The following is a 15687-nucleotide window of genomic DNA, read 5'->3' as shown; positions in this document are numbered from 1 at the left end:
TTCTTTTTTTAATTTTAATAATTTATTATCTTTATTCAGTAAACAAAATGCAAAATATAAAAATAGGATTTGTAGGTTCTTTGACTTCAAAATATTCAGTTTTAGGAAATGCTATGATGAATGGTGTTCTTTTAGCATTTGATGAAGTTGATTATAAAGTTGGAAATAAAAATATTGAATTAATTTTTAAAGATGATAAAAATGATCCAAATATTAATAAACAGATTATAAATGGTTTTATAGAAAATGACATTAAAATTGTAATAGGTAATGTAACAAGTACCATGTCAAAAGTTTCTATGTCCATAATAAATAAGCATAAAGATATGTTTATGATTTCAGCCGCTTCTGCTAGTAATGAATTTACTGGTAAGAATGATCAGTTTTTTAGAGTTCATGTAGCTAATAATCCTTCTCGTTTTGATTCTTTTTCTGAATTTATAAAAGAAAAAAAATATGATAAAATTTATGGGATTTATGATCCTAAAAATAAAACATATACAAAAGATTATTTAATTAATTTTGAAAAAAGTCTTTTTTCTAAAACAGGTAAAAAACTTTTAACATACAATACAACAGATGTAAATTTTGATGAATTAGTTAAAGATATAAAAAATAAAAATCCTAACTTAATTTTAATGTGTGCAAACTCGATTGATTCTGCTAAAGTAATACAATATTTAAGATTAAATCAAATAAAAACAAAAGTAGCACTAGCTGAATGGGCAATGACAAAATCTTTTTTAGAAAATGCTGGGAAATCATCAGAGGGTGTACTTTTTAATATAGATTTTAATCCTAAATCTAAAAAAACAAATTACTTAAAATTTGTCAAAGCTTACAAAGATAAATACAATTTAGAACCTTCTATTTATGCTTCAAAGGCTTATGAATTAGCTCAAATACTAATAGAAGTACTTAAAGAAGTAGAGGAAGATAAAGTAAAAGAATATTTATTAAAAAATAAAAAATTTAAAGGTTTGATTGATGATATAATTTTTGATGATTATGGAGATGTAGTTAGAAATTATTATACATTTGAAATAAAAAATGGTGAGTTTGTAATAATTAAATGAAAAAATCAAAAAGTTTAAAAAAAGAAATTTTATTATTGTTAATATTAATTTGTGTTACAGTTATTGTAATCACAGGAATATTTTCAGCTTTTAATCTATATAAGAATAAACTTAATAGCATAGATCATAATCAAGAGCAAGTATTAATACAAGTAGAGTTTGAAATAAATAACTTTATTGACAAAATTATCAAAATATCTAATTTGTTAAAATCAAATTATGATAGTGATAATTCTATTATTGAAAATATTGTAAAAATTGATAGAAATGTCACAGCTATATTAGTTTTAGATGATAAGGGTACTATAGTAAACTTTTCTGCTTTAAATAATTTAAATATCTATAAAGGTTTTGATTATTCTAATAAAAATTATTTTAAAAATCTAAATGATGAAAAAAACTCTTACTGGTCAAGTGTTTTTTTATCAAGCATTGATGATGAACCTTCTGTATCTTATAGTTTTAAATATGAAAATAAGGTTTTTGTTTTTCTTATAAATTTTGAAGATATCTCTAGTTTTATAAAAAGGTTTAAAAATATAGATAAATCACACATGATTAGAGTTATTGACAAAGATGGAACAATTATTATTAATCCAGATAATGAAGATATGGTATTACAAAGATTTAATGCAAGTTATTCTGATGTATATACTAGTTTAATAAATAAAGTAAAAGCTTATGAACAAAAAAAATTTAAGCCTATAAAAGGTAAGAAAACTCAATATGGTACATACATAAATATTGATAAAACTAACTGGAAAGTAATAGCAAGAGAAGATTATACAAATGTAATAAGTGCTTTAAGTAATATTATGTATATAACTCTTTTCTTTATAATTATATTTATTTTAATTTCAATTTATTTTTCTTTAAAAATGTCTAAAAAGATATTTAAAGTTTTTGATCAATTAAAAAATACAACTACAAAAATATCAAATGGTAATTATGAAATAAAAGTTCCCAAAAGTGATTATATTGAGCTTAATAATTTTATCAATAGTTTTAATGTAATGCAAAAAGAGATTGATAAAAGAGAAGAGTACCTTGAAGCATCTCTTGAAAGTTTTAAGGCCTTATTTAACTCAACTCTTGAGTCAATAATATTAATAAAAAATACAAAAATCATTGATGTAAATGATATTACATTAAATCTTTTTGAAGCAAAAGGAAAAGAAGATTTTATAGAAAAAGATATTTTAGATTTTATTGATAGTAAATATAAACTTTTAATGAAAGAAAATATAACTAAAAATACTGAGCCTTATGAAATTGAATTTATAAAATTTAATGATGAAAAAATTAATACCATAGTTCAGAGTAAATGTCTTAAGTTTTTAGGAGAAAATATTAGAGTAACAGCAATTATTGATATTACAGAAATAAAACAAAAAGATAGATTACTTTTTCAACAATCAAAAATGGCATCTATGGGAGAAATGATAGGAAATATAGCTCATCAATGGAGACAACCTTTAAGTGTTATTACTACTTGTGCTAGTGGAATTAGGCTTGAAAAAGAAATGCAAACTTTAAATGATGAAAATTTTGAAAAAAGTATAGAACATATTGTTGATAATTGTAAATATTTATCTAAAACTATAGATGATTTTAGGAATTTCTTTAAACAAGATAGAAAAATAGAAGAGTTTTGTTTACATACTTATATTCAAAAAGTTTTAAAACTAGTAAGCTCTAGCCTTAAAAACAATGATATTGATATTGAACTTGATTTTGAAAGAGAACAAATATATTTAAAAGGTGTACCTAGTGAGTTTATGCAAGTTTTTATAAATTTGATAAATAATTCAAAAGATGCTTTTATACTAAACAATATAAAAAGAAGAAAAATTATAATAAAAACAAAAAGACTAGAAGATAAAGTCTTAATCGAAGTTACTGATGGGGCAGGAGGTATAAAAGAAGAAATAATTGATAAAATATTTGAGCCGTATTTTACAACTAAACACAAGTCAAAAGGTACAGGAATAGGGCTTTATATGTCACATCAAATTATTAATGAACATTTTAAAGGGAATATTGAAGTTAAAAATTGTAGTTTTATGATTGACAATAAAAGTTATAAGGGAACTAGTTTTATTTTAGATATTCCACTTAATAAAAATGAATATATTTTAGATTATATAATATAACTTGACAAATAAACACTCAACTTGCTATAATTTTATTAGCAGTTAATATAAAGGAGTGCTAAAAATGAATAAATTATTTGAAAAGTTAACTAACCAAATGGCAGAAAGCATTGATTCATCAGTTGCTTTAGCCTTACATAATAAGAATCAAGAAGTTGAAGTAATTCATTTTCTTTGGGCTTTATTAACAAATACAAACTCAGTTTTAAACCAATTATTAAATAAAATGAATGTTGATAAAGCAGCAATTGAACTTGAGGCAAAATCTTATGCTTCAAAATTATCATCAGTTTCTAGTGTTACAAAAGAGAATATTAAACTATCAAGAAATTTTGTTACAAGTTTAGAAAACGCAGAAGGTTTAATGGTTAAAAATGGTGACAAGTTTATTGCTGTTGATACTTGGCTTATTTCAAATTTTGATTCTCAAGTATTAAAAGATGTATTAGGTAAATATATTAATTTACTTGATGCAAAAAAACAACTTGAAGCAATGAGAGCAGGAAGTACTATTGATAGTGCAACAAGTGATGAAAATTTAGAAGCCTTAGATAAGTATGGAATTGATTTAAATAAAAAAGCTATAGATGGAGAGCTTGATCCTGTTATAGGTAGAGATGAGCAAATAAACAGAATGATGCAAATTTTGATTAGAAAAACAAAAAATAATCCAATTTTATTAGGTGAACCAGGTACTGGTAAAACAGCAATTGCAGAAGGTTTGGCTCAAAGAATTGTAGAAAAACAAGTTCCTACAAGTCTTCAAAATAAAAAAGTAGTAACTTTAGATATGAGTGCATTAATTGCAGGTGCTAAATATAGAGGTGAATTTGAAGATAGATTAAAAAAAGTAGTTGATGAGGTGAAAAAAGCTGGAAATATTATACTTTTTATTGATGAAATTCATACGATTATTGGAGCAGGTGCTAGTGAAGGTAGTATGGATGCTGCAAATATTCTAAAACCATCATTAGCAAGGGGAGAACTTCATACAATTGGTGCAACTACATTAAAAGAATATAGAAAATATTTTGAAAAAGATGCAGCAATGCAAAGAAGATTTCAGCCAGTAAATGTGGATGAACCAAGTGTAAATGAAGCACTTCAAATTCTAAGAGGTATAAAAGAAAAATTAGAAACACATCATAATGTAACGATTAATGATAGTGCTTTAGTAAGTGCGGCTAAATTATCAAATAGATATATTACAGATAGATTTTTACCCGATAAAGCTATTGATCTTATAGATGAAGCAGCAGCTGAGTTAAAAATGCAAATAGAGAGTGAACCTATAGCTTTATCTAAAATAAAAAGAGAAATTCAAACAATAAATGTTGAAAAAGAAGCTCTTAAAATGGAAAAGTCTAAGAGAAATGAAGAAAGACTTATCGAAATAGAAAAAGAATTAGCAAACTTAAATGAAGAAATGCAAAATCTTGAAGCACGATTTGAAAATGAAAAACAGACTTTTAATGCTACAAGTGAATTAAAAGCAAAAATTGATCAATTAAAAACAAAAGCACAAAGAGCAAAAAGAGAGTCAAAATTTGAAGAAGCTGCTTCAATTGAGTATGGTGAAATACCAACACTTGAAGCAAAAATCAAAGAAAATGAAGAAAAGTGGAATCGAATGCAAGAAGAGGGAACACTTCTTAGAAATTCAGTAGATGAAGAAGCTATTGCAAGTATTGTTTCAAGATGGACAGGTATTCCTGTAAATAAAATGATGGATAGTGAAAAACAAAAAGTATTAAAAGTCGAATCTGTTTTAAAAGAAGATGTAATTGGACAAGATGACGCACTAAAAGCAATTTCAAGAGCTATTAAGAGAAATAAAGCCGGACTTTCAGAAGATAGTAGACCAATTGGTTCTTTTATGTTCCTTGGACCTACAGGAGTTGGAAAAACTGAATCAGCAAAAACATTAGCAAGATTCTTATTCGATGATGAAAAATCATTAATTAGATTTGATATGAGTGAGTATATGGAGAAACATGCTGTTTCAAGGTTAATTGGTGCAGCACCTGGTTATGTTGGGTATGATGAAGGTGGTCAGTTAACAGAGGCGGTAAGAAGAAAACCATATAGTGTAATACTTTTTGATGAGATTGAAAAAGCACATCCAGATGTATTTAATATTTTACTTCAAGTTTTAGATGATGGAAGACTAACTGATAATAAAGGCGTTACAGTTGATTTTAAAAATACTATTATTATTTTAACATCAAATATTGGAAGTGCGAAAATTATTGAAATTGAAGATAAAACTAAAAGAAAAGATGAAGTTTTAAGTGATTTAAAATCTCATTTTAGACCAGAGTTTTTAAATAGACTAGATGATATTGTAATATTTGAACAGCTAAATTTAGATGCGATTACAAATATTGTTGATATATTATTTGAAAATATTAGAAAAAAAGTAGAAGAAAAAGATATTGAAATAAATTTAACTAACGAAGCAAAAGAATATATCGCAAGAGTAGGTTTTGATCCTGTTTATGGAGCAAGACCTTTAAAAAGAGCAATTTATGAAATAGTTGAAGATAGACTTGCTGATTTAATACTTGAAGATAAGATAACTCAAGGTTCAAAGATTACTTTTGGTATCCAAAATGATGAAATCAAAGTGGATATAGAATAATTTTTATATTATATTAAAAACAACTCTTTTTTGTTATAATAAAAAAAACAAAAAAGAGTTACTTATGTTTAAAAATGAAAAAGATATTGTAAATCTTATAAAATATTTACCTGCTTTATTAATAATCCTTTTTTCTTTTTTTATTACAAGTTTTTTATACAATGAATATCAACATAGATTCGAATTGGAATTGAAAAATTTAGAAGAGAAATATATTGAATTAAATAAAAATGAAATTGAATTTGAAGTAAAAAAAGTTATTGATACTATTAATTATGAGAAAAAAATCTCTTTTGAAAGATTAAAAAAAAATCTAAGAGAACAAGTTAATAATGCTTATAAAATAGCCTTTTCTATTTATAAAAACAACAAAGACAAACCAAAAGATGAAATCAAAAGAATGATTAAAGACTCATTACGAGATATTAGGTTTAACGATAATAGAGGTTATCTTTTTATATATGAAATGAGTGGGAAAAATGTCTTACATCCCATTAAACCAGAGCTAGAAGAAAAAGACTTATGGAATTATCAAGATAAAAAAGGAACTTTCTTACTTCATGAAATGAATAGAATACTTAAAAAACAAAATTCAACTTTTTATTCTTGGTATTGGACAAAGCCTGATAGTTTAAAAGAGTATGAAAAGATAGGGTATTTTAAATTATTTGAACCTTTAGATTGGTTTATTGGAACAGGTGAATATCTTTATGATGCTCAAGAACAGTTAAAAAATGATATTGCAGAATCAATCTCTAAAATTAGATATAAAGAAAATGGTTATATTTTTGCTTTAACTTATGAAGGGAAATTTTTGAGTTATTATTTAGATGGTTTTATAGGTAAAAATATAAAAGGTTTAAAAATAAATGATGATGTAGTTAAAACACAAAATGAAATGTTGAAACTTGCCAAAAATGGTGGAGGTTTTATTTCTTACGTTCATAATCAAAAGCCAAATAGTGATAATAAGGTATCAAAAATTAGTTATGTAAATACTATTAGAGAATGGGAATGGATTATAGGAACAGGCTTTTATATGGATGATTTGTATATGCAAATAAATGAAAAAAGACAATTATTAAAGCAATCAAATCAAAAGTCCCTATCTAAACTTTTAGTAATTAGTATTTTTATAACAATTCTTTTATTAGTAATATTTGTTTATATTTCAGCTCTTCTTGAAAAAAAGATAAAAGCTTATCAACTTGAAATACAAAAGAAAATTGACGAAAAACTCAAACTTGATAATATTTTATCTCATCAATCTTTAGACATATTTAAAGACTTTTTTAAACCTAAAAAAGATTTTGAAGAGTTTAATATTAAAAAAACTTTTGATAAAACCTTTGAATTAGTTAAGTATCAACTTGATAATAAATATATTAATGTTGTTTCAGATATTTGTAATACAAAAATTAAAAGCTTAGAAAATGAACTTATTCAAGTATTTATAAATATAATTTCTAATTCAAAAGATGAATTAATAAGATTAAATACTAAAAGATATATTAAAATTGAATGTCAAAAGAAAAATGATTTTTTAGAAATTAGTTTTTTAGATAATGCAGGTGGTATAGAAGATAAAAATATACAAAAAGTTTTTGAACCACATTTTACAACGAAACATGATAATGATGCCTTAGGTATAGGACTGTTTATGTGTAAAGAAATAATTGAAAATCATTTAAATGGCAAAATATTTGTTCAAAACAGTGATTTTTTTATAGAAAATATAAAATATAAAGGTGCAAAATTTATTGTTATTTTGCCTTTAAACGACAATAAAACTAATGTAGATTTAAGTTAGGTTTAACTATAATCCGCAACTTAATTAGTGAATGTAGAGGAAAACTATCATGAAAAGAACATATCAACCACACAATACTCCTAAAAAGAGAACACATGGTTTTAGAGTTAGAATGTCGACTAAAAACGGAAGAAAAGTTATTAAAGCAAGAAGAGCTAAAGGTAGAAAAAGATTAGCTGTTTAAGCAAAAAACATCGACTAAATAGTCAAAGAGATTTTAACAAACTATATAAAAGCGGCAATAAGTGGCATACAAGCTCCTTTGTCGCTTTTTTTAGTTCTGACACAAATTTAAAAGCTGCTTTTGTTACTTCTAAAAAAGTAGGTAACGCAGTTTTAAGAAATAAAGCTAGACGAAGATTAAGAGCTTTATTTGCTTCTTATGAAAATCAAATTCAAACAGGTAAATATATTTTTGTTGCTAAAAACAATATAAATGAAAATGATTTTAATAAACTTAAAAAAGATTTTGATTTTGCCTTTAAAAGATTAAACCTTTTCAAATGAAAACAATATTTAAGTATTTAATAAGGTTTTATCAAAGATATTTAAGTGTAATTTCTTTTGGTTCATGTAGATATTACCCAACATGTTCACAATATGCACTATGGCAACTTGATAATAATACATTTTTTAAGGCTATTTATTTTACAATTACACGCGTATTAAAATGTAATCAACTTTTTGATGGTGGGTTTGATTATCCAGTTATTTCAAAAAATAGAATTAAAAAAGTGGATTATAAAAAAATAAAAGTCGTTTATTGGTTTGTGCCAACAAATGACAATAAATTTATTGTAGTTAAAAATCGGGAGTGGAAAAGTAGGAATGAACAATATGAATCAAAATAACGGTATGCAAAAACGAATGTTAATTATGACATTGGTTGTTTTTGTATTTTTTATCGCATACGAATTTTTAGTGTTAAAACCTCAAAAAGAGGCGAAAGAAGCACAAGCAAAACAAGAACAAGTTGCAAATGCAAAATCAACACCAGTTGAAGGAATGAAAGAAACTGATGTTTCAGGTAATCCAATAGATATGTCAAAATCTGTTCAATCACTATCATCTAAAGCAATTGCTACACAAGATATTATCACAGTGATTAAAACTGCTAAAAATATAATAGAAATAGATAGCAAAGGTAGAGTAGCACAAGTTACATTATCAGATACTATTTATAAAGATGAAGAAAAACATCAAATTAAGTTATTTGAAGCTAATCAATTAAGACCTTTAGAAGTTAGATTTGCAGATACAAATATTAATGTAAAAGCTTTTAACGTAAATGCAGTAGCAAATAAGAAAGAAATTGATGCTCAAAGTAGTAAACAAGAATTAATTATTACGCAAGATTTAGGTGAAACAGTATTAACTAAAAAATTTACTTTCTATCCAAATGGACATTATGATTTAACTACAAGTTCAACTAATGGTAAAAAATTCTTTATAACAAATGGTTTTAGACCAAATGTATTAGCTGATATGTATGCAGATCATGGTTTATATTTAAAATTAAATGATGGTACTATGGATCTTACAGAAGATGGAGATTTAGAAAAAAATAAAAATTTTGAAGGTATAAAGTTTGTTTCAAATTTTGATAGATACTATGCTACAGTAATTTATAACTTTGAAAGATCTCTTGCTTTAACATTAATGCCAGATAACGAAGGTAATCCACAAGCTTTTATTCATGGAGGAGATAATATTTCTTTTTCAGGATATATGGGGCCTAAAAACTTTAAAGATCTTAAAGCATTACATCCTGAATTAACAGATGTTATAGAGTATGGATGGTTTACATTTATAGCTAAGCCTATGTTCTTATTACTTCAATTTATTCAATCTTATGTAGGTAACTGGGGTTGGACTATTGTTGTATTAACAATTTTAATTAAACTTGTTTTATATCCTTTATCTTATAAAGGTATGGTTTCTATGAATAAGCTAAAAGAATTAGCTCCAAAAATGAAAGAAATCCAAGCTAAATATAAAGATGATAAACAAAAACAATCTATGCACATGATGGAACTATATAAGAAACATGGTGCAAACCCAATGGGTGGATGTTTACCGCTTATCTTACAAATCCCTGTATTCTTTGCTATTTATAGAGTTTTATTAAATGCTATTGAGTTAAAAGGTGCAGAATGGATTTTATGGGTAGAAGATTTAGCTGAAATGGATCCATATTTTGTATTACCAATTTTAATGGGTGCTTCAATGTTCATTCAACAAAAGATTACACCTAATACAATGCAAGATGAGATGCAAAAGAAGATTTTCCAAATGTTACCAATTGTATTTACATTCTTCTTCTTATGGTTCCCAGCAGGTTTAACTCTTTACTGGTTCGTAAATAACGTATTTACAATTGGACAACAGTATTACATTAACAAATTGTTCGAGAAAAAAAGAGCTGCAAAAAAATAGGGATTTACTATGAAAAAATTTGAGGCTAAATGTTTAGAAGAGGTTTATGAATTAGCTACCGCTGATTTTAATTGTTCTATTACAGATTTAGAGATTGAGATTATCCAACAGCCAAGCAAGGGGTTCCTTGGCTTTGGAAAGAAGAAAGCTATTATTCAAGTTTGTTACAAAAATAATTGTAATACTTATGAAAAAGATCATTCTAATAACTCTTTTGAAAAAAAAGATATTAAAATTGATGATTTTTCAAAAAGAGTAGAAGACTCAAACACTCCAAAAGAAATAAAAAAACAAGAGGATGTAGTTCCTTCTCAAGTTAGAAAAGTAGAATCAAAAGAAAAAATATTTGATAACTTTTATAATGAAGATGAATCACAAACTCAAGTTTCAAACTTAATAGTAAAAAAAGATAAACAAGATATTTTAGATGAAGTAAGAGCTGGTATTAATACTTTATTTAGTGAAAGTTGTTATGGTATTGAAAATATTAAAATAGAGTTTTATGATGAAGAGACTTTATATATTGAATTTACAGGTGAAGATTCAGCTTTACTTATAGGTAAAGAAGGATATAGATATAAGGCTTTATCATACATTTTATTTAATTGGATAAATGAAAAATATGGTTTAATGCTAAGATTAGAAGTTGCTGAGTTTTTAAAAAATCAAGAAACAGCTATTCATGCATATTTAGAACCAGTTATTGAAACTATAAAAGAAAAAGGTATGTTTAAAACAAAACCTTTAGATGGAATATTAGTACATATTGCACTTAAAAGATTAAGAGATGAATTCCCTGATAAATATGTTGCTGTAAAAACAAATGTTAGAGGCGACAAGTATGTACTTGTAAATGAATATAGAAGTAAAGAGCAATAAATTGTTATTAGATGATAATACGATAGTTGCTATAGCAACTGCCAATGGAATTGGTTCAATCTCTATAGTTAGAATTTCAGGGCGAAATGCCCTTGAAATTGCTTCAAAAATTACCAAAAAAGAAAAATTCAAACCTAGACTTGCTACATTAAGTACTGTATATAATAGTAAAGATGAGTTAATTGATGAATCTTTAGTTTTATATTTTAAAGCACCTTTTTCATTTACGGGGGAAGATATAGTTGAGTTTCAATGTCATGGTGGAATTGCCATAGCAAATATGATTGTGAATGAAGTTTTATACTATGGTGCAAGGATGGCAAATCCTGGTGAGTTTTCAAAACGTGCTTTTTTAAATAATAAGATAGATTTATCAAAAGCAGAAGCTATATCAAAAATGATAGAAGCAAGAAGTGAAGATGCAGTTAAACTTTTAGCAAAACAATTAAAAGGTGAGTTAAGTAATTTTGTAAATGATATTAGAGAAGATTTACTTTTTATGTTGGCATATACAGAAGTTTCTATAGATTATGCAGAAGATGATTTACCTAATGATATTTTAGAACAAATAAAAAATAAAATTGATAAAATTCAATTAAAACTAAATGAAACTTTAGATGCAAGTAAAAGAAGAGAAGGAATGATTGAAGGTTTTAAAGTAGCAATTATTGGTAAACCTAATGTTGGAAAATCTTCATTGTTAAATAAATTATTAAATTTTGAAAGAGCTATTATTTCAGATATTGCTGGAACTACTAGAGATACTATTGAAGAATCGGTAAAAATAGGTTCTCATATAATTAAAATAGTAGATACAGCTGGTATTAGAAATGCAAGTGATGTTATTGAGCAAATAGGAATTGAAAAGTCAATTGAAGCAATAAATGAAGCTGATATTGTTATTGCATTGTTCGATAATAGTAAGATATGTGATAGTGAAGATGAAAAGATTATTTCACTATTAGAAGAAAATTCACATAAAAAAATAATAAAAGTTTTAAATAAGACAGATTTAGATAATCATTTTGACAAAAATAAAATTTCAAATTTTATAGAATTATCTACAAAAAATAGTATAAAAAATTTAGTTAATAATATTGAAAATATTTTAGACAACAATACTCATAGTGATGAAATGACTCTTATTTCAAAAAGACAAGTCCAGGCTGTAGAAGATACTTTAAGTCATATTAATACTTCATTATTTCCATTAGAAAGTGGAGAGTTTGAATTTTTTGCTCATCATATAAAAGAAGCATTAGAAGCTATTTCAAATATTACAAGACCTTATGAAAATGATCAGATGCTTGATGTAATGTTTGGGGAGTTTTGTTTAGGTAAATAAAAAGAGTTAATCTCTTTTTATTCTTCAGGTTGTATATAAGATACAAGTTTTGCATTTTCTTTTGAAATATCTATCCATGAATTACAGTCAAACTCTATTTCTACAATAGCACCCATTTGTATTTCTTCTTTAAATCCTGCCAATGTTAGAGCAAGAGCTGTTAAAGATGGATTATGTCCTACTAAAATCATATTTTCAACTGTATCGAATGTGTATGTTATTGTTTCTTGAAGTTCATTTAAATATGCCATATATAAAACTTCATTATACATAATGTTTTTAGTATACCTTAAAGTTTCAGCATATATTTCAGAAGTTTGTCTTGTCCTTTGTGCTGGACTAGAAACAATTAAATCTATTTTTACACTTTTATTAAAAAGATGTTTGGCCATTTTTTTACAATCTTCTATACCTTTTTGACTTAGAGGTCTATCATAATCATCTTGTTTTTCTTTTTTTATTTCTTTTTGTCCATGTCTTACAATATACAATTTTTTCATTTTTTACTCTTTAAATAATCTTGATAAATTTTAAAGAAAGTTAGCTTTTTTTGAGGTAAAATTTTATCATTAATATAAAAAATAAGTCTTTATGTATTTATTTTTGCTTGTTAAATATTTATTAAAAAATATTTGATAGAATAAACGTAGATAAAAGGAGTAATTATGGAACAAATTAAAACAGTATTTTTATTAAGTTTATTAACAGTCTTATTTGTTTTTATAGGCTATGCCTTTGCAGGTACTACAGGTATGTTATTTGCATTTCTAATAGCAGCAGGTATGAATTTTTATGCTTATTATTATTCTGATAAGCAAGTATTAAAACAGTTTAATGCGACACCTATAGAAGATATTAGACACCCTATATATAGAATTACTCAAAAGTTAGTTCAAAAAGCTAATTTACCTATGCCAAAAGTATATTTAATTCCAGATCATACTCCTAATGCTTTTGCTACAGGAAGAAACTATGAAAATGCTGCAGTAGCTGTTACTATGGGGTTATATGAAATGCTAAATGAACAAGAACTCGAAGGAGTAATTGCTCATGAATTATCTCATATTAAACATTATGATATTTTAATTGGAACAATAGCTGCTGTTTTTGCAGGTGCAATAGCAATGCTTGCAAATATGATGCAATTTGGTGCAGTATTTGGAAGTAATAGACAAAACTCTAATCCAGTAATGATGATTATAATGGCCATTCTACTTCCTCTTGCTGCAACAATTATTCAAATGAGTGTAAGTAGAAGTAGAGAATATATGGCAGATGAGGGCGCAGCTAGAATGACAAATAATCCTTCAGGTTTACAAAGTGCTTTATCAAAACTTGAAAGTTATGCTAAAAGAGGGCAAGTTCATAATGCTACACAACAAACTGCACACATGTTTATAGTAAATCCTTTTTCGACTAAAAATGCTTCTTTTTCTAATTTTTTTAAAACACATCCTAGTACAGAAGATAGAATTGCTAGATTGGAAGAATTAAAACAAGAGCTTTAATATAAATAATTTTAGACATAAAAAAAGCATCCCTTGACCAAAGAGATGCTTAAGAATATAATTATATATAAAAAAGTTTAAACTATGCTTTTTTATATACTTTTTTTACGTTTTCTATTTTTGAAGACATATTAAGTAAAGCCATATCAGCTAATACAAGTGCCATCATAGATTCAGCAACTACACTTCCTCTAACTGCTACACAAGGGTCATGTCTTCCTTTTAATTCACAGTCAACTTCATTATTATGTATGTCAACTGTTTCTTGTTTTATAAAAATTGATGGTGTTGATTTAAAATATACTTTTACATTTATATTATCACCATTTGAAATACCACCAAGAATTCCTCCTGAATGATTTGTTTTAAAACCATCTTTTCTTATTTGGTCATTGTTATCATAACCTTTTACTTTTGAGCTTAGAGTTCCATCTCCAATTTCTACAGCTTTAACAGCATTTATACTCATCATTGCATTTGCTATTTGTGAGTCAAGTTTAAAATATAGTGGCTCTCCTAAACCTATAGGTGCACCTTGGACATTTACAAGAGCAACCCCACCTACAGAATTGTGTTTGTTTTTTGCTGCTAAAATTGCATCTTTTTGTGCTTGCTCCACATCTTTATCTAATGCAAAAATTTCTGAATCTGCTACTTTTGAGAAGTCATAGTTATTTGCTTCAATTCCATCAATTGCACAAATACCACTTCGAACTTTAATATCAAGTTCTTTTAGCATTAGTTTTGCTATAGCTCCTGCTGCAACCCTCGCTGCTGTTTCTCTAGCACTTGATCTTCCTCCACCTCTATAATCTCTTGTGCCATATTTATTAAAGTAGGTAAAGTCTGCGTGACCTGGTCTAAATAAATCTTTTACATTTGAATAATCTTTTGATTTTTGGTTTTCATTGAAGATAACCATAGAAATTGGAGTACCAGTAGTAATTCCTTCAAATACACCAGAAAGAATTTCAACTTTATCCCCTTCTTTTCTAGCTGTTGCGTATTTATTTTGTCCAGGTTTTCTTCTATCCATTTCACTTTGAATAAAATCTTCATCTATTTTTATACCTGCTGGAACGCCATCAACAATACAACCTAAAGCTTTTCCATGTGATTCACCAAATGTAGTAAACTTAAATCTATGTCCAAAGCTATTCATTAGTTAGTTCCTTTTAACTTATTTATCGCAATTTTAGCTACGGCTTGTTGTGCTAGTTTTTTGCTTTTCCCTTTTGCTGTTCCATAAGTTTCACCATCAATCCAAATAGATACTTCAAACTCTTTTTTATGATCAGGACCGTAAGAACCCTCTATTTTATAAATAGGGATTGAACCAAATTTAGCTTGTGTTATCTCTTGTAAAGCTGTTTTATAATCACTAAATAATACATCAAGATTAATTTTATCATAAGACTCTTCTAGTAGTTTTAATATTATTGGTTTTAATGTTTCTAAACCTGATTCTAAATAAACAGCACCCATAATTGCTTCAAAAGCATCTGATAAAATAGAAGCTTTACTTCTACCCTTATTTCTTTCTTCTGCTGTAGATATAAATATGTATTCTCCAAGTTTTATCTCATTAGCTAATTTTGTAAACCCAGTCTCATTTACTAAAGAAGCTCTAATTTTTGATAATTCACCCTCATTTGATTTTGGAAATTTTTTAAATAAATATTCCCCAACTATTAAGTTTAATACGGCATCTCCTAAAAATTCTAATCTTTCATTATTATATGGTTTTTTAAAACTTTTATGAGTAAGTGCTTCGATTATCAGATTTTTATCTTTAAACTGATAACCCAAACACTTTTCTAATTTTGTATAATCGCTCAT

14 protein-coding genes are annotated in these 15687 nt (G+C 26.2%); 11 read left to right on the top strand and 3 right to left on the bottom strand.

What is annotated here, in order from left to right:
- Positions 1-47 precede the first annotated feature (47 nt).
- From ACH5BK_RS05780 to mnmE, 10 genes are all read left to right on the top strand, one after another.
- A complete protein-coding gene (locus ACH5BK_RS05780; RefSeq protein WP_404305363.1) occupies positions 48-1076 on the top strand; it encodes an ABC transporter substrate-binding protein in 1029 nt (342 codons plus the stop codon).
- A gap of 35 nt (positions 1077-1111) precedes the next feature.
- Positions 1112-3229 (top strand): ATP-binding protein, encoded by a 2118-nt coding sequence (locus ACH5BK_RS05775; RefSeq protein WP_404305361.1) that lies wholly within the window; start codon positions 1112-1114, stop codon positions 3227-3229.
- Positions 3230-3293: 64 nt separating this feature from the next.
- The gene (locus tag ACH5BK_RS05770) at positions 3294-5870 is read left to right on the top strand and encodes an ATP-dependent Clp protease ATP-binding subunit (RefSeq protein WP_404305359.1); all 2577 of its coding nucleotides are present in this window, start codon (positions 3294-3296) and stop codon (positions 5868-5870) included.
- Between the two features lie 64 nt (positions 5871-5934).
- A complete protein-coding gene (locus ACH5BK_RS05765) occupies positions 5935-7680 on the top strand; it encodes a cache domain-containing protein (protein ID WP_404305357.1) in 1746 nt (581 codons plus the stop codon).
- Between the two features lie 49 nt (positions 7681-7729).
- On the top strand, positions 7730-7864 hold the full coding sequence (gene rpmH, locus ACH5BK_RS05760; protein WP_404305355.1) for a 50S ribosomal protein L34: 135 nt from the start codon (positions 7730-7732) through the stop codon (positions 7862-7864).
- Complete coding sequence (rnpA, locus tag ACH5BK_RS05755) at positions 7852-8187, top strand: ribonuclease P protein component (RefSeq protein WP_404305830.1); 336 nt, start codon at positions 7852-7854, stop codon at positions 8185-8187. The genes rpmH and rnpA overlap by 13 nt, the downstream gene beginning before the upstream one ends.
- Positions 8184-8531, top strand: a complete 348-nt coding sequence (gene yidD / locus ACH5BK_RS05750) for a membrane protein insertion efficiency factor YidD (protein WP_404305354.1) — start codon at positions 8184-8186, stop codon at positions 8529-8531. Before rnpA ends, yidD begins: the two co-directional genes overlap by 4 nt.
- Positions 8509-10116, top strand: a complete 1608-nt coding sequence (gene yidC / locus ACH5BK_RS05745) for a membrane protein insertase YidC (RefSeq protein WP_404305352.1) — start codon at positions 8509-8511, stop codon at positions 10114-10116. The genes yidD and yidC overlap by 23 nt, the downstream gene beginning before the upstream one ends.
- 9 nt (positions 10117-10125) lie before the next feature.
- A complete protein-coding gene (locus tag ACH5BK_RS05740) occupies positions 10126-10995 on the top strand; it encodes a Jag N-terminal domain-containing protein (protein ID WP_404305350.1) in 870 nt (289 codons plus the stop codon).
- 1 nt (position 10996) lies between these two features.
- Complete coding sequence (mnmE, locus tag ACH5BK_RS05735) at positions 10997-12340, top strand: tRNA uridine-5-carboxymethylaminomethyl(34) synthesis GTPase MnmE (protein WP_404305348.1); 1344 nt, start codon at positions 10997-10999, stop codon at positions 12338-12340.
- 17 nt (positions 12341-12357) lie between these two features.
- Here the strand turns inward: mnmE and ACH5BK_RS05730 are convergent, their stop codons facing one another.
- Positions 12358-12840: a SixA phosphatase family protein gene (locus tag ACH5BK_RS05730; RefSeq protein ID WP_404305346.1), complete on the bottom strand. Its 483-nt coding sequence runs from the start codon at positions 12838-12840 to the stop codon at positions 12358-12360.
- A gap of 165 nt (positions 12841-13005) precedes the next feature.
- Between ACH5BK_RS05730 and htpX the strand changes: the two genes are divergently transcribed.
- Entirely contained in the window at positions 13006-13848 is an 843-nt protein-coding gene (gene htpX, locus ACH5BK_RS05725; protein WP_404305344.1) for a zinc metalloprotease HtpX, read from the top strand.
- 82 nt (positions 13849-13930) lie between these two features.
- On the opposite strand, the gene aroC is transcribed toward htpX, so the two are convergent.
- A complete protein-coding gene (gene aroC / locus ACH5BK_RS05720; protein WP_404305343.1) occupies positions 13931-15010 on the bottom strand; it encodes a chorismate synthase in 1080 nt (359 codons plus the stop codon).
- Entirely contained in the window at positions 15010-15687 is a 678-nt protein-coding gene (rnc, locus tag ACH5BK_RS05715) for a ribonuclease III (RefSeq protein WP_404305341.1), read from the bottom strand. Before rnc ends, aroC begins: the two co-directional genes overlap by 1 nt.

It is taken from the genome of Arcobacter sp. YIC-80 (assembly GCF_044841725.1).
In the GTDB taxonomy this organism is placed as follows: domain Bacteria; phylum Campylobacterota; class Campylobacteria; order Campylobacterales; family Arcobacteraceae; genus Arcobacter_B.
This window is presented reverse-complemented; position numbering and strand designations above follow the sequence as displayed.